The sequence below is a fragment of the Vibrio cyclitrophicus genome (genome assembly GCA_023206055.1).
Taxonomy (GTDB): domain Bacteria; phylum Pseudomonadota; class Gammaproteobacteria; order Enterobacterales; family Vibrionaceae; genus Vibrio; species Vibrio cyclitrophicus_A.
Genome location: CP065367.1, coordinates 402,486 through 427,062, shown reverse-complemented (window position 1 = coordinate 427,062; position 24,577 = coordinate 402,486). Strand labels below are relative to the sequence as shown.

The following is a 24,577-nucleotide window of genomic DNA, read 5'->3' as shown; positions in this document are numbered from 1 at the left end:
GGATAGATACATAACAACTGAACACGAAGTTCAGTTTTACATCGACTGTTTGAGCCTCGAAGGTTTGAGGCCACTCAGCGTGGAAACCGTCATGAGTTTTTTTGAAATCCGCAACAGCGCCTGTAAGACCCATACTCTTTCTGTGTTAGCGAGCGCCCTATTACTTACTACTCCCACTTTTGCGTCAGCAACAGAAACCAAGACTTACACCGAAGTCAAAGAGCAAGGTCGAGTACTGTTCGACAAATATGGCATCAGTCATGAATTGCCAAAGCTAGCAATCAGCTCACTAGTACAAGGTGAGCACCTAGTTGAACACGCACATCGTACTCTGCAAGTTGGTGATGAAGTTCGTGACTCAAGCGTCTACCTTGTCAAGAACACCGACAGCAAAGGCAACATCGATCTTCGTATCAAATACAACCCAGAAGAACTCGATGAGAACGAAAACTTACTCGATGAGATCGAAGCGTTCACACGTACCGAATATCGTTTACGTGATTACGCAGAAAGCTTTGATTCATCTTCAGTGCGCGTGAAAGAAATTGACGATAACAAAGTAATCATCAGCTTCGATTATTCGAAGTATGGACTGCCTCAAGACATCGCGTATTTCCGCTTTTTGAATGTCGACATTGAGTTAATCGATGGCGTACCTAAGCGCATGCTGATCACTAACGATAAGCCATTTAATCACCACGTATACAAAGTAGAAAACTATCGTCAAGAGATTGAGTTCCACACATTGGATTCTGGAAAGGTTGTTATTGCAAGTAAAGCAACTGAAGTCATAGGTACATCAAAGAACAAACCCATGAAGATGACGAGTTTAGTTGAACCCGTCGCGTTTTATGAAGACGATAACGGCGTACAAGTGGTCAACGAAGAGAGACTTCAAGAAGTATCAGATCCACGAATGTTAGAAGCGAGCGTGAAGTTAGACCGCATTTTCCCATTAATGGGTGACATGGTGCGCCGTCAAGGCATTGATTTGCCTCTTCCATTCGGTGTATCAGTGGCTTATCGCAACCAAGACATGGACGTTCCAATGACTGATTACGTGATTGGTGGTGTTCGCTTAAATGACTTATTTGATCCTGAAGATAGCGTTGCGACAGTTAAAGCAGAAAGCATTTCGATACGCGGTGACGTAAATATCCTGCCATTCTGGAATGTATTCGGATATGTAGGAAAGGTAAACGTTGATGCGAATGTGGATGCGGCTTATACCGGCGCAGCAGGTGAATATCTAAAAGACAAACTCAATGACAAATTGCCTGGGCTAGGTAACGCACTTTGCGAAGGTGTTTCTGCCTTATGTAACAGTGGTCGTTTGAATGTACCACTTCATCTTGAATATGACTTGCGCGGTGCGGGCACCACATTATCTGTTGGTTACAAAGAGTTCTTTGCCTCAGTTACAGGTACTTATTCACAAACACGCCTGAAAGGAATAGATGATTGGGGCGATGGCATTGTTACGGTTCAACCCATGCTGGGTTACCAGTTTGTCGATTATCGAGCTCAATTTTTCGTTGGTGCTGAATACCAAGGTTTAAATTCTCGTATGCAAGGCACTGTAAAAACCGATGACATCGAATTTGATTATGACGTTGGTGTCGACATCGATCAGTGGGCATTCCTGACAGGGGTTAACAAACAGATCGGCAAGCATTACAACATGACCGTGTTGTACAACAAAGGTGAAACTCGTTCGGCTGTAACGCTGAATCTTGGCTACCGATTCTAGTCATTGAGCTTGGGATACCAGCCTAGCCCTTAAAACCAGGTTGTTTTTGATAAGAAATTTTGTAGCTCTGTTACTACGTAGATGACGATTAAACAGACTACGCCGAATACTATTGTGGAAACTTTTTTATGACTATTGCATACCGCTCTATGATCGCCCTTACTATTGCTGCTGCGTTAGCAGGTTGCGATACTGATACTGCCCCTACAGTTCCATTCCCAGACAAGCCCGAACCTTTAGTTCCGGCACCCGCTGAACCATTTGATGCTCAAATCGGTGACGTAACGATTAAAGCGACCAAAGAAGAGCTGGTTATAACTTCAAATACCGAAGACGACAAACTGGCTTCTGTTGAAACCTTTAAAGGTATTCGTTTTGCGAAAGCTGAACGTTTTGACCACAGTGGCATTGTAGAAGTGACTGAGCTGCTGAACTCAGCAGGCATCGTCGATGCCACTTCGTTTGGTGATGCTTGCCCACAATTAAAAACCATTTCACAGACACAATCTGAAGACTGTTTGAACCTTAACATTTGGCGTCCAGTAGGCGTAGATGCTGATGCAGACCTACCGGTTTATGTATTCATCCACGGTGGTGACTTTGAATACGGTTCTGGTGCAGAGCCGCTCATCCAAGGTGATACGGTTGTAGCGCAAGGCGCGGATGAAGGTAACCCGTTTATTTACGTGACATTTAACTACCGTTTGGGTCTTTTGGGATCTATGTGGGTAGACGACGAAAAAGGTGGTAATTTCGGCATTGGTGATCAAAAACGTGCGCTTCAATGGGTGAACAAGAACATTTCTAAATTTGGAGGTAATGCTGAGGATGTCACTTTGATGGGACAAGGCTCAGGTGCGATGTCTGTGGGCATACTTCAACAAATCGATAGTGAAGAGCCAATCGCCGGTGACAATGGTTACTTCAAACGTTCAATCATGCAAAGTAATGCGTATGGCTTTGAATATCAAAGTTATGATTCAGCAGAAGCAAATAGTACTTCTATTTGTGAAGCGACTGGTGTTTTCGAAACAAAGACAGATGATAACAAAATCAAGGATACTTTAGATTTCATAATACCATTACTACCTGATGATATCAGCGATATATTAAAGCCGATTGTCGATGGGATGGATGATAAAGTGGAGACTACCTTTTGTGTAGACAACTACATAGAACTACAAAAAGCTCTACCACTCAGTGCGATTATGGAAGCACAGCGTGACACATTACTCGACCCTATTAACAAGACATTAGATTGGGTTGTCGACAGCGTATTAACATTGCAGAACGGCATACCATTATTAAGTGCAGACAATAATACGCCAATGACAAATTTGTTACCTTTCGCACCCTATGTCGAATACAAATCAATATTTTCTAAAGGTCATCACCTGGTCTCACAACCTGCGCTGGATAACCTTTCAGTACCAACCGTCATTGGTAACAATGAAAAAGATGCGGACACGATGGCTATGCTGCCTAGTCTGACATTCCTAATTCCAACCATTTTGGATCTATTAAAGGAAGATGTGGACAACGGTACTTTTGAATCGCTAAGCGAAAACAATCAAGGTTTAGATCTCGCAGTATGGCTGCAACTTAATGGCAATAAGCAACGCATTATCGATATGGTGTCAGCAATGTCTGCTGCAGAAGTTCAAGCACAGATCGAACTCGGTGATGTGCTGGATTTACTACCATCCACCGCATATGAAGCCGTGACAAAGCTGTTTTTTGGCCTAGGTAACTCTGAAATGAATAACGCATTGCTTGAACTCGCAGACTACACTCCTGCGTTGGAAAACGAACTGAGTGGTGCAGCGCAGAACATGTCTCAGTTCAAAATACTGATGAATAACATGCTATTCCAAGCACCAGCACGTAACCAAGCGATTCGTTCGACTGAAACCGCTGACGTATACGCTCCAGTTTCAATGTACCATTTTGCGTTCAAGCCTAGCTTCAACGTTTGGACATACAACACTCAAGGTGAAGATGGCGATTTAGATATCGGTGACCTGCTAAAAACGTTTGCTTGTATATCCGGTGCTTGTGGTGGTTCAGAACTGCCGTTTATTTTCAACAAACCGTATAAACTAGACGGTTCAGAAGTGAGCCTAAGTTCAAAAGACCAAGCTTTGATGAACGACATGTCTCGCCTATGGTTCAGCGACAATCTGTTTACAGACTATGAGTACAGCCAGCAACAAGATAATGTACTGTTCGTCGATGGTGACGGTCAAATAACCATTGAAGACAATTGGGATGTTCGATTCAACGAATCTGAAGATAGCAGTATGCTTAACGGTAGACTTCAAGGCTTAAATGATCTTGGGCTTACCTTAAAATACATGTCTGATTACGAAGTCCCTAATCAGGACTAACGTTTAATCATCAACCACTCCCGCAATGGCCAGTTATCTGGCCATTGTCACCTCTACCCTATTTTTATGGAACATCACAATGTACTTCACTCGTATTCACGCGCTGATGGTGCTATTTTTGTCGATCTTAGTTACTGGCTGCGCCCAACCTTATCCCGATGTTGAACCTGACTTCGAAGCAAACTGGAAAAGCACAGAACATCACGCTGAGGTGTACCTGATCCCGACAGCGCCAGAAGCCTTCGCTCGTCGCATCGACCTCGTTCGCCAAGCACAACACTCGATTGATATGACTTACTTCTCTTGGGAGCGTGACACGCTAGGTTTGATGCTTCTAAACGAGCTAAAGCAAGCGGCGGATCGTGATGTTCACGTCCGACTTACCTTAGATGACCTACTGGTCTTTAATGATAAATGGCTAGCGGAATTGGACTCACACCCTAATATAGAGATTCGACTATTCAATCCTTTTGAGTCACGTAAAGCGGGCTGGATTGGTCGTGCGTTCAACTTCTCCACTCATCAAAAACAACTGGATAATCGGCTTCACGAGAAGTACTTCAATGTTGATCATCACTCGATGATTTTAGGCGGAAGAAACATCGGCAATGATTACTTTGGCTATAGCGAGAATGCCAACTTCTTTGATATGGACGTTTTGTTTCGAGGTGACGTAATCGCGTCTTTCGACAACAATTACCAAGCACTTTGGGACAGCCAATATGTCGTGCCAATTCGAGAACGAATCAAAGTCAAAGAACAAGGCCAATACAAAGCGTTTACCAAAGCTATAAATAAAGGTGAGAAGAATAAAAAGCCGATTACTTTCGATGTCGAACAACAGATAAATCGCCTGAGCGAACCAAGGTTTATTAACGCATCGGTAACGCCTTTATTTGATTCATTAGAGAAGCTGAATGACAACAAGCCCTACTTTCGTCAACGTACAGAGCGCTTAATGAAGCAAAAAGTACCGACACCTTCTAAGGCTATGATTTCTACGCCTTACATGGTGCCAAGCGATAACCAGTTTGTATTCATCGATGCACTTAGAGAGAGCCAAGCTGAAGTCACCTTACTGACCAATTCATCGGCTTCTAATGATTCGGGCTTTGTGCCTGCGTATTACGAAAAGCACCGCCAGACTTTACTCGATAAGGGCATAAGTATCTACGAGTACAAAAGCCAAGCTATCAATGATGACCACTACTTTCATGTAGATACTTACTACCACAACAAGACAGTAATTTTAGATGAGCGTGTCACCTATATTGGCTCTTCTAACTTCGACCCAAGATCAGACTTTCTCAACGTTGAGTTTGGTGTGTTGATTGACAGTGAAGAGTTTGCGAAGCAAGTGACTTACTACTTAACGCTTCAGAAAGAGGATTTGTTCTGGGCTGTGACGCGAGAAAAATCAGGTGAGACTATCTGGGCTTCAGGCGAACAAATCCATACTAAGAATCCAAACTACAGTTCATGGAACAAGGTACCAGATTGGTTATTTCGAAAAATGAATGGCGAGTTCGAGCTTTAAGTGTCGAGCTTCGAATTTTAGTTTTTAATCTTTCACCTGTCCAAATGCAAAAAAAGCCGCGTAATTCGCGGCTTTCTCATGCGTCAAATACAAGTTTCTGAGCTTACAGACGGTAGGTCATCGCTCTTTTGGCTACGTAGTTCACCATATCTAACGTTGTGTAAATCGAATCGACATCGTTAATGTCGTAATCCACATGTCCACGTTCCACATACTGCTCCGCGAGTCGATAGATATCGACGACACGCTCTGCTACTGCTTCCATAGGATCAATAAAAGTCACCGTAGGAAATGCTGTTTCAAGTTGCTTTCTAACCAGAGGAAGTTCCGTGCATCCCAAAATGACTGTATCAACGCCCTTCTCTACGATGCTTTGAACCGCAACAGCAAGAAGTGCCGCATTACGGTCAAACTCGCCCGCTTTAATGCCGTTGGTTTCTCGGATTGCTTGTCCACACGCAGTCATATCGCCTGTCACTTCGCCATAAATAGCGCTATGAACGTTATGTTCTTGCTCAAAAACTTCTGGCTTAACGAATACCAGATTGGCGTCAGTTAAGTAACGGTCATAGATTCCAGAGTTATATGTACCGTTGGTGCACAAAATACCAACGATGGATTCAGGGTTCTGCTCTTTGATTTGGTCAACTGTGGTTTGAAGCATATCGACGATGTAAACATTGGTATGTTTTTGAACTTCAGGTCTGAAGTAATGAGCGGTATTGCAGGTCATAACGCCAAATTGAACATTGGCGTGTTCTAAAATGCACGCTGATTCAATCAACTCTGGGACGGGGTCTGTGCCGCCTTCGTTAATTGCTTCAGAGCGATCTGGGATATCTGAATTTTTCACCACTATCATAGCCATGTGGTCTTGGTCTTTAAGTGCGCCGTGTTCAATCTCTTTCTTAGCGACGATATCTTGGAACAAAGCATCCGCTTCTGGGCCCATATTACCAAATACACCAAATCGTACCTTTTTCATTGTTTTTACCTTTGTGTTTGCTAGAGCACAAAGGTTATTACGTTCTGTAGATTTGCTTGAATCCCATTGGATGGATCGCATCCTCGCGAGTACTTAAACAGCGCACAAATATCAGAATTGAGTACCCAAGGAAAAGTGAATACGAAATTCATCACCTTCAGGTGCATCTAAACCGTATGCAAAATCGAGTTTTACAGGAATGAATTGTGATTTCCAAATCAAGCTAAGGCCAGTACCGCGCTTCCAATCCGCTTTGTCTTCAAACGCATCACCAACATCGAGAAACGCCCCCATCCAAATTGACCGATAAATCCTATGCTGATACTCAAGCCCAGCAGTCAGCATATAGCGTGCTCCAGTTAATTCACCATGCTCGTCTGTCGGAGAAATCGATTCATAGCCATAACCTCGTAAATTTCCATCACCACCAGCAAAGTAACGCAGTGATGAAGGCACGTCCGATAACGACTTCGCGATATTAATTCCGACGTTAGAGCGAAAATGAAACGTTTGGTCATCACTAATATCCCATGAGAGTACACTGTTTCCCTCTAACCTTAACAGCCTTGAATCCGAGAGCAAATTTGGGTCTGAATATTCAACAGAATAGATATGTCGATGATTGAGCTCCAACTGATCATTTTTACGATCAACCTGAGAGAAACTGATTCCAGGTAAAAACAGTTGAGATTGATCCTCTTCAGACGCCTGACGGTACTTTTCGTGCAAATATTTGACGTATATGATGCTTTGCCAATCGTTGTCCAATTGCCAATAACGTTCAAACTTGAGATCATTTGACCAGCTTTCAGTGTCTCGATGATCAATTCGTTTCGATTCAAACTGAATACCAAAATAATCGGTCGTCACTTTCTCTGTTGGGATTTTGTACCCCAGTTGCAGTGATTGCTCTTGTTCAGACAAATACGTCTGTGTTTCAAAGCTGTGTCCTCTTCGGTTATACCAAGGCTTAGACCAATTTAAAGACGCTCTTAAACCGAGATCGGTAGAATAACCCCCACCTACCTGCACAATGTTGCGAGAGCTTGGATCAGCAATGATTTCGATTGGCACTTCTAGATTGTCATCAAGGTGGTTAAAGTCACCATGCACAACGACACTGCGAAACCACTGAGTTTCAAATAAGTCAGACTGCAGCTCACCCAACTTGATGGTGTCAAAGTCGTCACCTTGCTTGAATGTTGGCATTTTGTCGATACGAGTAGCTTCAACACCATCATCAGGAATGCTGATAGCGCCAAACTTGTAGCGTGGACCACTAGAAAAATGGAGGTGAATGTTGGCGATGTTTTCGCTAGGAATCACTTCGATCTTGGACTCGACAAACCTACCGTCAAAATAGCCTTTACGCTTTGCCAAAGAGAAAATCGCCCGTTTAGTTTGGTCGTATTCTTGGTGGGATAATGGTGAACCTGAATCTAACTTACTTTGCGTGAGTATTTTGATGAACTCTTCATCTTTACTCGCTTCACCTGTGACTTTTACAACCGATCCTGCAACGTACATGACAGGGCCAGAATCGACATTCAAGGTGAGGTTATCACTGTCATCAAGTTCGATATCTATCTGAGGGTGATAGTAGCCATAAGGGTTGAGCGCGTCTTGAACCCGTTCCAATAAGTTAGTATGCGATAGCTGTGAAGCTGGGACATCAACCAAAGGTTCTAAGTATAACTCTACATTTTCAGTGAGAGTTTTGTTCAGCCCTTTAACCTTAAAGTCTGCGCCTATCGCAGCAGGGGGAGTAACCATGAAGAGTGAAGCTACCAATATTACTTGTTTAATCGAGGTCTTCACGCCGTTACCCAGTTGCTCAAAACCCGAATAGATTATGAGCAAAGCGTCAAATCGCTAAATCTCTTATGGAGGACGTTATCCTACGAACTAACGTGTCTTCACTTTAAGTATAAATTAAGTCGTTCATTCGCCAATTACATCTCTTTATCTAGCAGACACAAAAAAGGCGCAATTAAGCGCCTTTATAAAGTCTATTGTTTTACCGATTTTATATCAGTTATTTCTCAACCAAACATCTTGATTATTTTGTGCTTTTTTCTTTTTCTTCTTTTTGCCTGTGCCAGCCGGAGGCGCAATAGGTTTCAATGCAGCAACAAGTTCAGCAGTCGCTTCTTCATCGATTTCGAAGCCTTCGATTTGCTCACGCTCAAGACGAATTTTGTTCTTCTTCTCGATGATTGTGAAGTGATGGTAATCTTCGTGATCGATTAGAGATAACGCTAAACCAACCTCACCCGCACGACCACTTCGGCCAATACGGTGCATGTAGTCTGATGGGCTACGCGGTAAGTCAAAGTTGATGACTACTGGAAGCTTCTCAATATCCAAACCACGTGCCGCGATGTCTGTCGCGATAAGAACGTCAATCTCGCCAGATTTGAAATCTTCAAGGATACGAGTACGTGAACCTTGACCTTTATCACCGTGGAAGACTTCTGCAATGATGCCACGTTTGTAAAGCTTGTCTGCTAGGTGTTCACAGCTGTTCTTTGCATTCACGAAGATCAGAGCTTGGCGCCATTCGTGTTGCTGAATTAGATGCGCTAACAATGCTGTCTTACGACCTTTTTCGACTTCGAATACACGCTGAACCAGTGTGCTCGCATTAGCACTTTGAAGTTGGACTTCAATTGGATCCGTCAGTAGCTCATGAGTCAACGTTTGAACTTGCTCTGGGAACGTTGCAGAGAACAACAGAGTTTGCTTCTTGCTCGGCAATAGCTTCAAGATTGCATCAAGTTCTTCGGTAAAGCCGAGGCTCAGCATTCGGTCAGCTTCATCAAGCACTAACGTTTTTACTTTGTCTAGCTTGATTGCGTTGCTCGAAATTAGGTCGAGTAAACGACCCGGCGTTGCCACTAAGATATCAGTGCCGCCACGTAATGCCTGCATCTGAGTATTTACCGATACACCACCAAACACACAAACCGTTTTAATCGCGCCATTGAAATGTACAGCGTAAGATTTAACGCTGTCAGCCACTTGCTTAGCAAGTTCACGAGTAGGAACCAAGATAAGGCCAGAAACAAAGTTACCTTTGCCTGAACGACGGTCTAAAGGTGCATCTTCATGGATCTGTTGTAAAAGTGGAAGTGCAAATGCTGCGGTTTTACCTGAACCTGTATTTGCGCCTGCAATTAGGTCGCGTCCTGCTAACACACTTGGAATAACTTGCGCTTGGATAGGCGTTGGCTGTTGGTATTCAAGCTCGGTTAGACGAGCCATCAAAGGAGAAATTAAGCCAAGATCAGAGAAGTTGGTTGGTGCTGTGGTGTTAGTCATTAATTGCAGAAACTCAAAGCTAAAATAATAGCCCGCTATATTAACGTATTTCAGCAGTATTACGTAACTAAATCGCCCTTTCGCTTCTATTTCACCGATTAATACTAGTCAGAAAGCAAGTTATCGATGTGAGAACCTCTATACTAACCCTACCTACTTCGCCCAAGTGTATTCCAGCTAAGCAATTGTCGTGGTTGGCACTTAGTTCAGCCACCCTGCTACCGTTTGTTCCGGTGTGTACGAATTTGGTGCGGTTAGCCATATAGCTACGGCATCTGGTGAAGCGACTAGCGGATCAAAGTCCACATTGAATTGCCACTCAGATTCACCACGTTGGTAACCATCGTAAACCACAACAAAATCGTGTTCGAGCTCCTTACCTCTGTTTTCGCCCGCTTTGACGCTGGTGACTTCGTTCATCGCTAGCAAGGCTATATGAGCCACATAATCACCTTTGCCTTCGTAACTCACACTGAACGTGTCGCCTTTATGATTGACTGTCAGCTTGGGGTTATTTTGTTGTGGGAGCGAAGGTAGTGTTCTATCGAGCCAGTTGAAATAACCGCGCCACTCTTTTCCATCGACCACAAACCCAGGTGTATAAACCCCACTGGTTACACCATAAGCTTTATACAAACGTTGCTTCTGACTGAATGCCTTGCTCGCGAACTTATCTCCCCACCCTAGGTAATCCCAGTAATCGACGTGATAGGCGAGCGGAATGACTTGTGTCCAAAGATTAGGGTCGTCTTCAAAAGTACTAAGGTAGGCATCTGCAGGCGGACAACTTGAACAACCTTCAGAGGTGAACAGTTCGATAACCTGTGCAGGTTGACCTTCATTACTCCAAGTTTGTGCATTCGACACAGAAGAGTAAAAGCCGATCGGAAAGGCAAGTAAACAGAGTTTAATCAATGGTAAGTTGCGGTTGGCGTGTGACATACAGAGGTCCTTGTACGAAGCGAATTGACTAGCGCTCCAATACAGACCGTTATGTCTAAGTATTTCTTTCAGGTGATGAGTTTACGAAGAGATAGAGTTTATTTCATATACAAAAACGCCAGCTTGAGAAGCTGGCGTTTTTTTAAATTCTGTCTTTCTTTTATTCTATGCGTTCGCTTAGATTAACGGTTGATACCGATATCGCGTTGCATGTGACCAGATAGGTCACTCGCGTAGTAACTACGTGGAGAGTTATCTACGAAAAGAATATCAAAAATGTGTGCAATCAATCCTTTGAAGTTAACCGAGTAGGTCTTCTTATCCATAGAGTTAGGAACAGCGATAGTATTCATTTGTACTGCTTGAGCCATGATTGCCTCTCTATAAATTTGTTTATGTGGTTCGTTCTGATGACAAGAATAATAGGTGATCTTTTGCAGGTTAAAAAATGACTAAAATTAGACTTTGGGATTAGTTTTTCTAATAAAACAAACCATTAACAACACCACAAAATACATATGCACGATACGTGAGTATAAATTCAATATAGTGTTCAAATCATGCATTTAGTACAAATACCCCGCAAACAACAGTGGCCAATGTCACAGAAAATTTACATAAATAAATTTTTCACTTCATCAGCCACGTGTTCATTATCGACTTTTCGATAAGTTATATTTGTTTTTAATTTACTTGTTCAATACCTGGCTTCTTCGCATAAACCGACGCTATAACCGCAATCGTCATAGTCGAAATCAGTACAGCGAGTGACCAATAAGTTGGGATCGCCCACTCACTGTCAACCAATAGCATTTTCACACCGATGAACACCATGATGAATGCCAGTGCCGGTTTCAAGTAGATGAACTTGTCCATCATACCTTGCAGTACAAAATACAACGAACGAAGGCCAAGTAACGCAAATACGTTTGCCGCTAATACCAAGAACGGTTCTTGTGTTACCGCAAAGATCGCAGGGATAGAGTCCAATGCAAACATCACATCCATGACTGCAATCGCACCAATGACCAACATCATTGGAGTGAATGCCCATTTAGCACCCTGTTTAACCATTAATGCAGGACCATGGAAATCTTCGGTTACCGGCATCACTTTACGAAGTAGCTTTTCAGGCAGTGTATTCACACTCTCCTCTTCGCCCTTGTCCAATGCCAGTTTAATACCTGTACCAATCAAGAACGCAGCAAACACGTAAAGCACCCAGTGATATTCCGCCAATAGCTGAGCGCCTAGTGCGATCATAATTGCACGAAGCATCAATGCACCAATTACCCCCCAAAGAAGCGCACGAGGTCTTAGATGCTCAGGAACTTGATATTGAGCAAAGATCATCGCAAAAACAAACAAGTTGTCTACGCTAAGGGATTTTTCTAACAAATAACCCGTAATGAATGACACGGTTGCTTTTTGCGCTGTGTAGTCACTATTCGGCGCATAAATGTCCCAAAATAGGTAAATAGAGCCAGCAAACAAAAACGCAAGTACAAACCAGAAAACACTCCAGATTGCCGCTTTCTTGATAGTAACGTTACCGCCACGAGTCTGATAGATATCAATAGATACAAGAATAATCGTCAGCAGGAAAAAGCCCGCATAAGTCGTCATGATTGGCGATGAAAAAAAGGATTCACTATTTGTAGATAATAGAGATTGAGTTGAGTTCATTATTCCTCCGGGCGGAAGAACTGTACAAAGACCTTCCGCAAACAAAGCATATCAAGCTCCATTACGGATCTTGACTGTGATTGCGTTGGTCTCGTTGAAGTGAAATATGGGATTTCACCTTTACATACCGGATAGACACTTGGCCTAACGAGATGACGATATGTAAACTTGCGCTAACTACTCCCCAAACGCGTGGATAATAATCCTCTGATTGTGTTTCGTCTATATAAATTTGCACAGAAAAAGCAAAAAAGGAGCAAATGCTCCTTTCTAATTGATGCCACTCTGTCAAATAGACACGCGAATTGATTATAAGAATAAATTCGCTAGCCAAATTCACTACGGCAGTGCGTCATGAAGTTGTAAAAAATCAAGTTACAACCCTGCGGCAGGTATTAAATACACTAACACTGACCAAACTGACACCCAACCGACAACCACTACCGCATCTACCCAATCTTTCTTATCCATGTATATCTCCACAAGAAGGCGACCTGCGGAAATAAAGCATAAATAATGCCAATTTTATAAATAACCCAACGCAATAATGTTAAATATCACTATCAACTGTAGTTATTTGAAACACTCCATGCAATTCAACAGCTCATTGTGTTGAAGCGACTCTGGGTGGTCTTGCAGAAACTCGATGAAGCAGTCTGCCATAGAGTAAGTGGTTACCGTACCGTCCCCTACCATATCCAACACGGCGTTATAACCCTCTTTCCCTTTCATTGTGTAGGCTGAAGACGCGCCACGGTAAATACGGCTACGAGAAACAGCTTGCCAACCGCCCTCTTCAGAGTGGATTTCAAGGTGATGAATTCTGTGCCCTAAAGGTGCTTCTTTGTGGTAACAGAACCTTAGGTTGTGTGTGTAAGGGAAACTACCCGACCCTGTACCAACCACACCATTATCCAATGCGTTATTGATTGCACCTTCCAGCATGCCAGCGATCGTTTCACCTCTGACGTCATACACACCAATGGGTACGGCAAACGGTAGTAGTTTTCCGGCAATATCAGCAACCGAAACATCGCCGCTATTAAGTGAGTTTCTCACCCCTCCAGAGTTGTGGATAGCAAAATCTACCTGATGGCCTTTCTTGTTCATTAGGTGGTGAAATGATTGAGCAACCAACGGCGCGAGTTGGCTTGGTCCTTTCTCATCAGGGATACGCACATGGCGTAGTTTAGTATCTGCATGAGCAATGACTTGCTGCTGAAGTTTACGAACTCTAGGTTGATACTTGTCCGTCAGAATGCTTTGTAATTCAGGATCTTTCTTACACACTGCAATATTAGGGTGATTGTTCAAAAACGCACACGCCATATCGTGGGCATCGTCTTGCCCGACTTCACTGAGTTTCGCGTCTATAAAGAGTCGACGACCTAATAAAAGTTCGTTCTTACCGTTAAAGTGCGTCACTTTGCCTTGAGCATCGAACTCAATTTCACTGTGGCCTAAGCTCATTGCGTGGAAACCGGCTTGCACAACATAGGTGTCGCCAATTTTTACGCCGTAGTCATCATCTTTTACTAAGCCAATATCAGAGAAATCACCTTGCAAGCGATGGCTATGCCCACCAACAATCACGCCGATGCCTTGCACATTCGCAGCTAGCTCTAAATCTGCTTCATAACCCAGGTGACTAAGCAGCACTATCTTGTTAATACCAGTTTGGTGAATTTGTTCTATCGTTGCTTTTGCCGTTTCTAATGCGTTTTCAAACGGTGTATCAATATCTGGGTTAGCTATGCCTGACATCTTGTCGATGCTTAAGCCGAAAATGGCAACTTTCTCGCCATCAAACTCTTTCGTTATAAAACAAGCACTGCGTGTTTTCGTCAGGTAAGGCTTAACAATGTCGTTGTCTGCTAAGGTATGAGTTTTATTGATATCCTCATTCGATAGATTCCAGTTACCGGCCAACAGCGGGAATTTGATTCTTTTCGCGAAAATCGCCACGGGTTCATTACCCATGTCTAGCTCATGATTACCAAGTGTCATGGCATCAATATTAAGTGCATTCAACAGATCGGCGTTGGCTTTCCCCTTGAACAGAGAAAAGTACAAAGTGCCTTGAAAGCAGTCCCCAGCATGCAAGAACAGGGTTCCAACCTTTTGTCGCTGGGCATCTTGTTCTATCTGTTTAAAGCGCGTTGAAATTCGAGCAAAGCCACCAGCACTGACATAAGGTTCAATGATGTGGTTATTCATTTTAAGTGATAGCTGTAATGAGGTTGGTTCGAAGTATGAGTGGGTGTCGTTGATGTGTGCCAACACTATTTTGGTCGGCTTATTCTTTTTAGTCATATTTTCTTCTCTCTTTGTCCCTTCATACTAGGTCGAGAATCATGACAGAATCGTGAATTTTATGAAACTGCACTGCAAAAAAATACTCGAGATAGATCAAAAATCTCATTTTGCACCGTATAAATAATCAATGGGTTTTGTGACCGATGAGCATACCGAATTGGTGATTTTCGATTATGATTAAAGATATCTGTTAGCTTTCAAACAATTAGCAGAGCCTTCCGTTAGGAGTAAGCCTATGCAACTAGAAAGAATCGAGATTTCTGGCTTTCGAGGTATCAAGCGCATGTCACTCGCGTTTGACGAGCTAACCACGCTTATTGGTGAAAATACATGGGGTAAGTCTTCATTATTGGATGCCCTATCCGTCGTTCTTCCCTCAGACGGTGTGCCATATCACTTTGAAATGACCGATTTTCATGTCGATTACTCCGTCTCCCACCCACAGTCTCAACATCTTCAAATTGTTCTCGCATTAAAAGCTAACGACAAGAGCGAACTTAACGCAGGCCGTTATCGCAAACTCAAACCTATTTGGGTTCAAGATGAGTTTGGCGTATTTCGCATCTATTATCGAATTAGCGCGACGTTGGAACAATATGAGACCACCACACATTATGCGTTTCTTGGTTTGGACGGTAATCCGCTCAAGCTTCATCATTCTGAAAAGCTCGCACAAGAATTAATGACCTTACATCCCGTCATCCGTTTGCGTGATGCAAGGCACTTTGATCGTCCTTTCAACAGTAAAACAATCAATCAGAATGCCGTTGTTAATGTTGGTTCTAATGGAGACTCCAACGTCAGCTTTAATGGAATTGGGAACGGTAATCACGCCAACAATGGCAGTGCTGTTAACTCTAGCGGAAATGGAAACGGTAACGGCAACGGAAATGGACGTCAGGCTAGAATAGAAAAACGCATTGATAATACCTGTCGTCGCTTAATGGCAATCCCTGGTCATGTTAATAAAGGCGAAATGCGCAGTAGCCTTGATTCGATGCAGAGTTTGATAGAGCACTACTTCTCTTTCAAGAGTAATTCTCGTAGTAACCCAAGAAAACAGAGGGATGGCTTATTGTATTCTGCTGGTGCTAATGATCAGAGTATTCATCAGCTCGTCGAAGAAACGAAAAACAAACAAACTCGCTTATTATTCATGGGGTTACTGAACGCTTACCTACAGGCTAAAGGGCCAAATGACTTAAGACGATGTGCGCGCCCTCTTTTGATCCTAGAAGATCCCGAAGGTCGATTACACCCAACCCACTTGGCAAGGGCTTGGAGTTTGATGCAGAAATTGCCTATGCAGAAAATCCTAACCACTAACAGTGGCGATTTACTCGCAGCTGTGCCTTTACAATCGATTCGTCGATTGGTTCGTCAGTCCGACAAAACCATCGCGAATCAACTCAACATGAATCACTTCAGTAAAGATGAACTTCGTCGAATTGGTTTCCATATTCGCTTTCACCGTTCAGGAGCACTGTTTGCGCGTTGCTGGTTATTAGTAGAGGGGGAAACCGAAGTTTGGTTGTTTAATGAGTTAGCCAACCAGTGCGGATATAACCTTGCAGCGGAAGGTGTGCAAATTATTGAGTTTGCTCAATCGGGGCTAAAAGCGCTGATTAAAGTCGCTCAAGAATTTGGTATCGATTGGCATGTGGTGACTGACGGCGATGCAGCAGGTAAAAAATACGCAGCGACCGTTTTATCAAAGCTTGGTAATGACCAAGAACGACACCGCTTAACTGAATTGCCTGATAAAGACATAGAACATTACTTGTATATGAACGGCTTCGAGAACTTTTTCCGTGACATGGTGAAGATTCCATACGATCACCCAATCCCTCCTAAGAAAGTGGTCGCCAAAGTATTGAAGAAACACGCAAAACCTGACCTCGCATTGGCGATAGTTTCTCATTGCGAAAATCAAGGGCAAGAATGTATTCCATTATTGCTAAGGTGGACGTTAAAACGCGTCATCACCATGGCGAACGGAAATACCTAAGCAATATTTGTTTTATAGATGCTATCAGTTGCTCTGCTGATGAAATCTTTAGTTTATTGCCTAAACCAAAACCAAAACCAAAAAAGGCACACCAAACGGTGTGCCTGTATAAATCGATATACAAATTAATTGGGGGTTATCTTGCAAGAGTGCACAGTGGCTAAACTAGAGTCAGGTTAACGAATTAAGCCTTTGCCTGTTTAGCGTGTTGTTCAACAACTTCCGAAGATTGGGTCGATTTTTCGTGAAGCCATAGTCCCGTTGCTTTCATCAAGTATCCGAATACACCACCAAGCAGTAAAGATGGCACAACAAGTTGCCAATCGCCACCTGCCGCAAACGTCGCACAACAACCAATAAAGGTTCCTGGGATATAACCTAGCCACGCTTGTTTCGCTTGAATGCACATGAAGAAAGCCACAATAGCAGTAATCACATAGCCTAAAATCTCTAGCCCTGCGAAGGTAGAGCTTTCTATAATCACCATTGCCCAGAATACGCCGGTCATGTTAGTTAGTAAGCTACCTGCCAATCCTTTTACACCGCCGGTTGGCGAAGCAAAATAACTGGTGCAACCTAAAAAACCTGCCCATGACAATAAGCCGAAAGAGATAGCTATCCATCCCCATAGACCTGACAAAATACCTGTTGTTAATGAAATCGCGACTAATGTACTCATACTATTTCTAAAGCCTAATTACGCAATTTATCGCAACCGGATTTAGCCTCACTTAAAATCAAGTAAGCATACTATGGGAAGATAGCCCTTATTTAGCCGATCACGATCACATTAATAATGTATGCAATTGTGCATTTATCACTAGATAGAGACCGGAATCGCTTATTCAACATATTTAGTTATTAGTATTTTATCAAATCTAGGTTAAAGAACCGACCGTTTGCCTTTCATCATGCGCTTACCTTCACGCTTGATACATTCAGCAAGTGGGTTCTCTGCCATGTCAGCGCGCCAAATAAAGGACAAGGTTCTTTCCATTTCCAGCTCAGGAACATTCAACGTCACCAGTTGGCCTGACTCAACAAACTGTTCGACATCTAGATAAGGTAAACACGTTAAATATGGGCCGTTTGCAACCAAACTTCTTAAAACAGGAACGTGTTCATACTCTCGCCAAACATCGAGATCGCCAATTAAATGGTGAATAGAGCTATCAAAAACTTTTCGAGTACCTGAACCATGTTCACGTAATACCCACTTTGCTTGTTCTAATTGTGCCAAGCTTACTCGTTCACGCCTCGCAAACGGGTGATGAGCCGATGCAACCACCGTTAAATGGTCTGTACACCACACTTCTTGGTGAACCCTGTTGTCATCACAACGACCTTCGATAACGCCTAAGTCATATTGATAATCTAATACACCATCAATGACAGCATCGGTACTTTGTACGCCGAGCGAGATTCGCATCTCAGGAAAGTCGTTATCAATAATACTGATGAGATCCGGAACGAGGTGTTCCGCTGGGGTTTGGCTAGCACCTAATTTGAGTTCGCCACTCAACAAATGCTGCTCGTAAAAACCCATCTCAATTTGCTGCGCATCTTGCAGTAAACGCTTCGCTTTTGGTCTTAACCACATGCCCCAATGAGTCAAAGCCATTTGCTTGCCCTGCCTTTCAAACAAAGGCCTGCCGAGCATTTTTTCCAACTGTGCAAGAGACATACTTGTCGCCGACTGAGTCAACGCCAATTTGTCTGCTGCCTGACTAACGCTCCCGGAGTCTGCTACTGCATCAAATACCGCGAGTTGCTTTAATGAATAACGCAAAATTCATCCTTAATGCTTTTAATAATTTGTGTCCTGATACTCGTTTTTTATAAAGCCAATGAGCAATCAATTTCATTTTACGCGTAACCAAATCTATATCAATAAATTTGATGTGGTTTCTAAAAATTATCAATTTTACCTCTACCCTTCAAAGCCCTAATCTGAAATGGCAGGACACAACGAGCTCTGCAAAACATTACTGATTAACCATCAAGTATTAACACTAGGAATTACACATGACGGATTGTTCAAGGGGGGGATATGGCAACCAGCACTTCTGAAAATCATCAACTATTTTCACCAACAGAAATGATGGCGGAAGCAGAGAAGTTTGCATTAAGCAAAGCAAATAAAACCAGCAGCATGACATTGAGTTTGGCAATCATGGCTGGCGCATTCATCGGGCTTGCTTTTTTATTCTACATCACGGTGACCACAGGTAGCGCTGATGCTGGATGGGGATTGAGTCGCTTAGCCGGCGGTCTAGCATTCAGTATGGGTTTGATCTTGATTGTGATTTGCGGCGGTGAGCTGTTTACCAGTTCAGTGTTATCGAGCATCTCATGGGCTAATAAGCAAATCACCTTCACTAAGATGCTGTCTATCTGGGGCAAGGTGTATGTCGGTAACTTTATCGGTGCCATGTTCCTATTGGCTTTGGTAAGCGCCGCAGGCTTATATCAACTGGATAGCGGGCAATGGGGCTTAAACGCTCTAAACATTGCTCAACACAAGCTGCACCACAGCCCTGTTCAAGCGTTTGCTTTGGGTGTGCTTTGTAACTTATTGGTGTGTTTAGCTATTTGGTTAACGTTCAGTTCTGCTAACGCAATGACTAAAGCAATGATGACCGTGTTACCCGTTGCAATGTTCGTAAGCTCAGGCTTTGAACACTGTGTGGCGAATATGTTCATGGTGCCACTAGGCATCACGATTCAAGCATTCGCACCAGAAAGCTTCTGGATGCAAATCGGCGCGACACCGGCGCAGTACGCAGACTTAAACGTCGTGCAATTTGTTACCGCAAACTTAATACCAGTAACAATAGGCAACATCGTAGGTGGCTCGGTATTAGTCGGCTTAGCTAATTGGAGTATCTACCGTCGCCCACAACTTAAAGCAGCAAAAATTACCGCTATTACACAAACAACAGAAATTACGTCAGTTAAGGAAATTACTATGAACACAGCAACTACTATCAAGCAAATCATGAACACTCAACCAATTACACTGAGCGTAGAAATGCCAACATCAGTGGCAATTGATTCACTTTTAGACGCGCAACTTGTTAGCGCACCTGTTTGCGATGTTGAAGGCCGTCTAGTTGGTATCTTCTCTGTTCATGACGTAATGGTTGACCTTTGGTGCCAAGATTACATTCCAACTAAAGGCCAGAAAGTCGTAGACCTAATGAGCCGCGACGTTGTGGCAATCGATGCAAACGACAAGCTAGTAGATGTTGCTGAGTTCCTATGTATCGACAAAGAGCAGCTGTACCCAACGACAAGCATGGGCTTCGCAACTCGCCTTACTTCTCTTTCTCTAGAAGAGCGTGCAAAAGCGATGAAAGTAAGCCAACCACATATGCTTCCAGTATTAGAAAACGGTGTGATGATAGGTGTTCTTACTCGTACTGAAGTGATGCAAGCTCTTCGCCCAATCTACGGTGACCGCCTAAACGTGGTTCCAAAAGCGGAACTAGAAACGGCTTAATTAACTTACAGTGGTTTAATCTACAGTAGATTAACGTGCAACGGTTTAACTAGGAAGCGTGTAGCTAGCGACTGTTTTACTAGGAAGTGGTTAGCTAACTAGGACAAGGTTGAACAATTAGGGATTAGTTGTTCTCCTCGAAAATCAGTCATGGCAACGTTGACTGGCTAAAAGTAGATGGTGGCTTAAAGCGCAACTAAAGGTTTGACACAAAACAGGTCTAAACGCGTTACCATTTACCATAATAAAAAGGCGCAAAGTGAATACTTTGCGCCTTTCTCTTTTTCTAACTGTGGCTTTCTAAGTATCGATTCAACTTTTGACGTTACATAAAAGATTGATACTAGTCAGCGATAATCAGTAGTTAGATTACTTCTTTACACCTTCAACGTGTAGATCCATGTCTACGTAGCTTGAAGCGCCCATTACTGGAATGTTGAAGTCAGCAAGCTCTAGACGAGTTGTACCAACGAAGCCTGCACGCTCACCGCCCCATGGGTCTTGACCAGCACCGATGAATTCAGCTTCGATAACGATAGGCTTAGTTACGCCGTGAAGTTTAAGGTCGCCCATTACTTCAAGTTTACCGTCGCCTTTATCAACCACTTTTGTACTGTTAAATGTCGCATCAGAAAACTTACCAGCATCAATGAAATCGCCACTACGGATGTGCTTATCACGTTCTGCGTGGTTTGAATCAAGGCTTGTTGTATCAATCGTTACGTTCACTTTTGAAGCTTCAACGTTACTTTCATCAAATGAGAAATCACCTGAGAATGTGTTAAAACGACCTTGGATAAAGCTGTAACCTAGGTGGCTAACTTTAAAGTTAACTGAAGCATGCGCACCTTTTGTATCAATCACGTAATCAGCGGCGTTCGCAGCGAAAGGCATTGCCATTGCAAATGCTAATCCTGTAGCGATAATTGACTTTTTCATTTTGAAGCTCCTATCATTTTTCGTAGCGTATCGTCTTTGTCGATAACGTGGTGTTTTATCGCCGCTAAGGCGTGCACTGATGCCATGATGATCAGTACCCATGCAGCATAGTAGTGAATCGTTCCTGCGAGATCAGATTGGTTTGCAAACAGTTCACCCATACTTGGTACGGTGAACCAATTGAACACGTCGATCCCACGGCCATCTGAAGTTGAAATCAAATAACCTGAAATAAATAAAACCGCTAAGTTAATATACATAAAGCCGTGAGCGATCTTCGCTGCCGCAACTTCATAGCTTTTACCTTCCACTTTAGGTGACGCGGTAACTAGCTTCCAAACCAAGCGGATGACGGTAACAGCAGCCAAAAGAATGCCTACCGAACGGTGGTAGTCTGGTGCTGTTTTGTACCACTCGCTGTAGTATGAAAGATCAACCATCCACAGGCCTACACCAAATAAGCCAAATACTGCGAGAGCTGAAATCCAATGCATCGCTCTTGCTAAAGGGTTGTAATTTCTAACGTTGTTGTTCATGCATCTCTTCCGAATGTTAACGAGTAGTGTAGTTTCGAAAAGCGTACTCTACACCAAGTTTGTGTAACATATTATTTACCAAGTTTTACAATAGTTACATCATTTCAAATTAAACGAGTTATTCAAATTATTTGAACAAGTCTGAGCTAAAGCTTAGATTTCAACAATTTGCTCGATCTCGTAAAGCTCATCTGAGATATCTAACATTTTACGTTCCATCACTTTTTGAGCATCTTCTATCCCTTTGTTGTAATAAACCGCACCAAACTTTTTACTGATGAAGTCGACCAAGAATTCCGTGTCGAACTGGCCAAGCTCCACATCGAGTTCATCTTGCATGTACTTTTGAAGGGCATGGGTAAGCTCAGACTTTTGCTTCGAATCTAATTGAATAGTCATGAATGTTTCCAAATAAAGAATAAATAAATCCATCGTGAACAGCTGACTAAACTATAATTTAGTTAGCTCACTTGTAAATTTGTTGCTAAAGATAGTCGTTCTAACTGATTAGAATTCCTCATAATTTAGAATACAGACCATTGAAGTGCCAATGCTATCCATAAAATCACCTGGCAATCGCTAATTTTGATAGAGGGATCAAGAACTCGCACTTTGGAGATAGGTAATGACACATCAATTACCGTACTATTGCCCATCAATAAGATAGTAACTGTGTATAAGGGACTTCATTGTTATTAGATCTCGTGATTAAAAGCGTCAATCAGTTTCAAGATGATTGTCTAAAACTCTGTGAGCGTCATTATCCTACGGTGCACAACCAAGGGATCAGTGAACATCACATCGGCAAAGCCTTTGCCCGACGAATGGAACACACCTTCGTAAGCTTTAATCATGCGAGTAACATCAACCCACTTGAAATGCTCTCCTCACGAGAAACGCCCCGCCATTTCCGAATCTCTTCAGAAATCGGCACTGTTTGGATGATTAGCCATCATATGGTGAGCGCGGGAAAAACGTGTCGTAAAAAGTTGATGCTAGATATTCATAACTGGCAGCAAGAATACGGATTCGCGATTCAGCCCAATGACGTTTTGATCATTGTTTCTGACCATTGGATTACCAGAAGTAAAAACAGTGGTGAGTTGTTACATTGGTGGATGGGAGAACTCCCAGACGAGATCACTGAATATAGCCAACAAGGCATTACGTTAAGAGAGAGTGATTCTCAATTTGCTACTGAATTAAATAGTAATTTTAAAATCAGCCCTTGCTTTATTAAGTTTGGACACCCTCTCAAACGGTCAGGAAATCAACAATTAGTTCGTAAATACTTGCAACTTTATGCGGTACTTCAATGGCAGTAAGAATATGGGTCAACTTTTTCACCCAATCTTTAAAGTAAATTGTTAGATCTCCATCTCAATACTTTATAAAAGATCGCTTATTCCCTGTTCATTATTTATTCGAATTTCCTGTTTTAATTATTAATAGCGATCAATTCACTGTCTCGATTTTGAGAGATAGATATCACTTCTATGTAACCAGTTAAGTATCTTTATTTTCTAACTTTGACATTCACCCATAATCTAAGCCTTTAACCCTACTTTTCGCTGGTGTATCGCCGTTCTAGCTTTATATTGATTGGGAATGATATGTAAAACGTTACTCAGTCATTAAATTCACTGCAACTATCAAACTCAGTGAATGGTAAGTTAAATTAATAATTAATATCGTTTATCATGCTGATTTTTCGTTAATTATATTTATTTAAATATCTACCCTGCAAATGAGTTTTTATTAATTGACAATTTACTAACACCTGTCAATATTGTGACAGCCATGACGTATATTTTCGTCATCAAATAAACACCTTTATTAGCGACTATGATTTTATCTGACAGAAGTGAATTTATTAGCTGTATATCTGTGGATGCCGATATGCAGTTTATTGCGAAATACCAAGACCTAACACTTAGAAGCGTCTATCAACCTATATTTGACAGTTCAATGACTCAGATAGGCGTTGAGGCTTTGGTGCGTCTTTCGAATAGTAAAGGGGATATTGTTCGTCCTGATCACTTCTTCCATTCCGACACCACGTTGTGTAACGATAAGATCAATGTTGAGAGGCTAAGTCGCGCTATCCATATCCGTAACTTCGCACAATCGAACATTCGCCATTTACACCTTTTCCTAAACGTTCTTCCCAATGTTGGTGAGTTGTTTGCTGCAGAAAAAGTCAGCGACAGCTTGTTGGCTAAACGCCTTCATGAACTTAACCTTTCATGTGAACAAATCGTCATGGAGCTGGTAGAACTGAATGCAGAAAGTGAAGAACGCTTGAAAGATGCCGCGCACTCTCTTGCAGAGAACGGCTTTCAAATTGCTGTTGATGACTTTGGAACACAAGCGTCAACAGAACAACGCGTTCGTCATATCAATCCACATATCATCAAGATAGATCGCTCCGTGATGTTGGATTTTGAACAAGGCGACACAAGTGAAATGGAGTTGGTTCTCGACCTTGCCAATCAAATTGGTGCTAAGACCGTAATCGAAGGTATCGAAACCGAACAACAACTCGCAGCTATGCAAAGCTTAGGCTTCGATATGTATCAAGGGTATCACCTAGCGATGCCAGAACCGATTGAGTTAGATCTCCGCCTCGCAATCTAGAACTGTTCCCTATTCTTCCTGAAGCCGCTGA

19 protein-coding genes are annotated in these 24,577 nt (G+C 42.6%); 7 read left to right on the top strand and 12 right to left on the bottom strand.

The annotated features are described in order from the left end of the window. Nucleotides 1-91 precede the first annotated feature (91 nt). The 3 genes from ITG09_17655 (at nt 92) to ITG09_17645 (ending at nt 5,674) form a co-directional block, all read left to right on the top strand. Entirely contained in the window at nt 92-1,750 is a 1,659-nt protein-coding gene (locus ITG09_17655; protein UPR54778.1) for a hypothetical protein, read from the top strand. A gap of 128 nt (nt 1,751-1,878) precedes the next feature. Then, nucleotides 1,879-4,137 (top strand): carboxylesterase/lipase family protein, encoded by a 2,259-nt coding sequence (locus ITG09_17650; GenBank protein ID UPR54777.1) that lies wholly within the window; start codon nt 1,879-1,881, stop codon nt 4,135-4,137. 79 nt (nt 4,138-4,216) lie between these two features. After that, nucleotides 4,217-5,674: a phospholipase D family protein gene (locus tag ITG09_17645; protein ID UPR54776.1), complete on the top strand. Its 1,458-nt coding sequence runs from the start codon at nt 4,217-4,219 to the stop codon at nt 5,672-5,674. A gap of 103 nt (nt 5,675-5,777) precedes the next feature. Here the strand turns inward: ITG09_17645 and ITG09_17640 are convergent, their stop codons facing one another. From ITG09_17640 to ITG09_17610, 7 genes are all read right to left on the bottom strand, one after another. After that, on the bottom strand, nt 5,778-6,659 hold the full coding sequence (locus ITG09_17640) for an aspartate/glutamate racemase family protein (protein UPR54775.1): 882 nt from the start codon (nt 6,657-6,659) through the stop codon (nt 5,778-5,780). A 111-nt stretch (nt 6,660-6,770) separates the two neighbouring features. Then, nucleotides 6,771-8,489 carry an outer membrane protein assembly factor gene (locus ITG09_17635; protein UPR55201.1) on the bottom strand — a complete coding sequence of 573 codons (1,719 nt, stop codon included), beginning with the start codon at nt 8,487-8,489 and terminating at the stop codon, nt 6,771-6,773. A gap of 201 nt (nt 8,490-8,690) precedes the next feature. After that, entirely contained in the window at nt 8,691-9,980 is a 1,290-nt protein-coding gene (locus tag ITG09_17630; GenBank protein ID UPR54774.1) for a DEAD/DEAH box helicase, read from the bottom strand. A 201-nt stretch (nt 9,981-10,181) separates the two neighbouring features. Further along, nucleotides 10,182-10,922 (bottom strand): DUF1223 domain-containing protein, encoded by a 741-nt coding sequence (locus ITG09_17625; GenBank protein ID UPR54773.1) that lies wholly within the window; start codon nt 10,920-10,922, stop codon nt 10,182-10,184. Between the two features lie 182 nt (nt 10,923-11,104). Beyond that, a complete protein-coding gene (locus ITG09_17620; protein ID UPR54772.1) occupies nt 11,105-11,293 on the bottom strand; it encodes a hypothetical protein in 189 nt (62 codons plus the stop codon). 313 nt (nt 11,294-11,606) lie between these two features. Continuing rightward, nucleotides 11,607-12,608: a TerC/Alx family metal homeostasis membrane protein gene (locus ITG09_17615; protein UPR54771.1), complete on the bottom strand. Its 1,002-nt coding sequence runs from the start codon at nt 12,606-12,608 to the stop codon at nt 11,607-11,609. Nucleotides 12,609-13,181: 573 nt separating this feature from the next. Then, nucleotides 13,182-14,921 carry a bifunctional metallophosphatase/5'-nucleotidase gene (locus ITG09_17610; protein UPR54770.1) on the bottom strand — a complete coding sequence of 580 codons (1,740 nt, stop codon included), beginning with the start codon at nt 14,919-14,921 and terminating at the stop codon, nt 13,182-13,184. 238 nt (nt 14,922-15,159) lie between these two features. On the opposite strand from ITG09_17610, the gene ITG09_17605 reads away from it, so the two are divergent. Beyond that, entirely contained in the window at nt 15,160-16,932 is a 1,773-nt protein-coding gene (locus ITG09_17605; GenBank protein UPR54769.1) for an ATP-dependent endonuclease, read from the top strand. A gap of 184 nt (nt 16,933-17,116) precedes the next feature. Here ITG09_17605 and ITG09_17600 read toward each other — a convergent pair whose 3' ends face one another. Further along, complete coding sequence (locus ITG09_17600) at nt 17,117-17,611, bottom strand: DUF1097 domain-containing protein (protein UPR54768.1); 495 nt, start codon at nt 17,609-17,611, stop codon at nt 17,117-17,119. 204 nt (nt 17,612-17,815) lie between these two features. Beyond that, a complete protein-coding gene (locus tag ITG09_17595; GenBank protein UPR54767.1) occupies nt 17,816-18,721 on the bottom strand; it encodes a LysR family transcriptional regulator in 906 nt (301 codons plus the stop codon). Nucleotides 18,722-18,982: 261 nt separating this feature from the next. Between ITG09_17595 and focA the strand changes: the two genes are divergently transcribed. Further along, complete coding sequence (focA, locus tag ITG09_17590; GenBank protein UPR54766.1) at nt 18,983-20,434, top strand: formate transporter FocA; 1,452 nt, start codon at nt 18,983-18,985, stop codon at nt 20,432-20,434. A 369-nt stretch (nt 20,435-20,803) separates the two neighbouring features. On the opposite strand, the gene ITG09_17585 is transcribed toward focA, so the two are convergent. The 3 genes from ITG09_17585 to ITG09_17575 form a co-directional block, all read right to left on the bottom strand. Continuing rightward, the gene (locus tag ITG09_17585) at nt 20,804-21,373 is read right to left on the bottom strand and encodes a YceI family protein (protein UPR54765.1); all 570 of its coding nucleotides are present in this window, start codon (nt 21,371-21,373) and stop codon (nt 20,804-20,806) included. After that, complete coding sequence (locus ITG09_17580) at nt 21,370-21,909, bottom strand: cytochrome b (GenBank protein UPR54764.1); 540 nt, start codon at nt 21,907-21,909, stop codon at nt 21,370-21,372. The genes ITG09_17585 and ITG09_17580 overlap by 4 nt, the downstream gene beginning before the upstream one ends. A gap of 153 nt (nt 21,910-22,062) precedes the next feature. Further along, entirely contained in the window at nt 22,063-22,308 is a 246-nt protein-coding gene (locus tag ITG09_17575) for a DUF2164 domain-containing protein (GenBank protein ID UPR54763.1), read from the bottom strand. A gap of 290 nt (nt 22,309-22,598) precedes the next feature. Between ITG09_17575 and ITG09_17570 the strand changes: the two genes are divergently transcribed. Continuing rightward, entirely contained in the window at nt 22,599-23,234 is a 636-nt protein-coding gene (locus ITG09_17570) for a hypothetical protein (protein ID UPR54762.1), read from the top strand. A 574-nt stretch (nt 23,235-23,808) separates the two neighbouring features. Further along, entirely contained in the window at nt 23,809-24,546 is a 738-nt protein-coding gene (locus ITG09_17565; GenBank protein UPR54761.1) for an EAL domain-containing protein, read from the top strand. Nucleotides 24,547-24,577 lie beyond the last annotated feature (31 nt).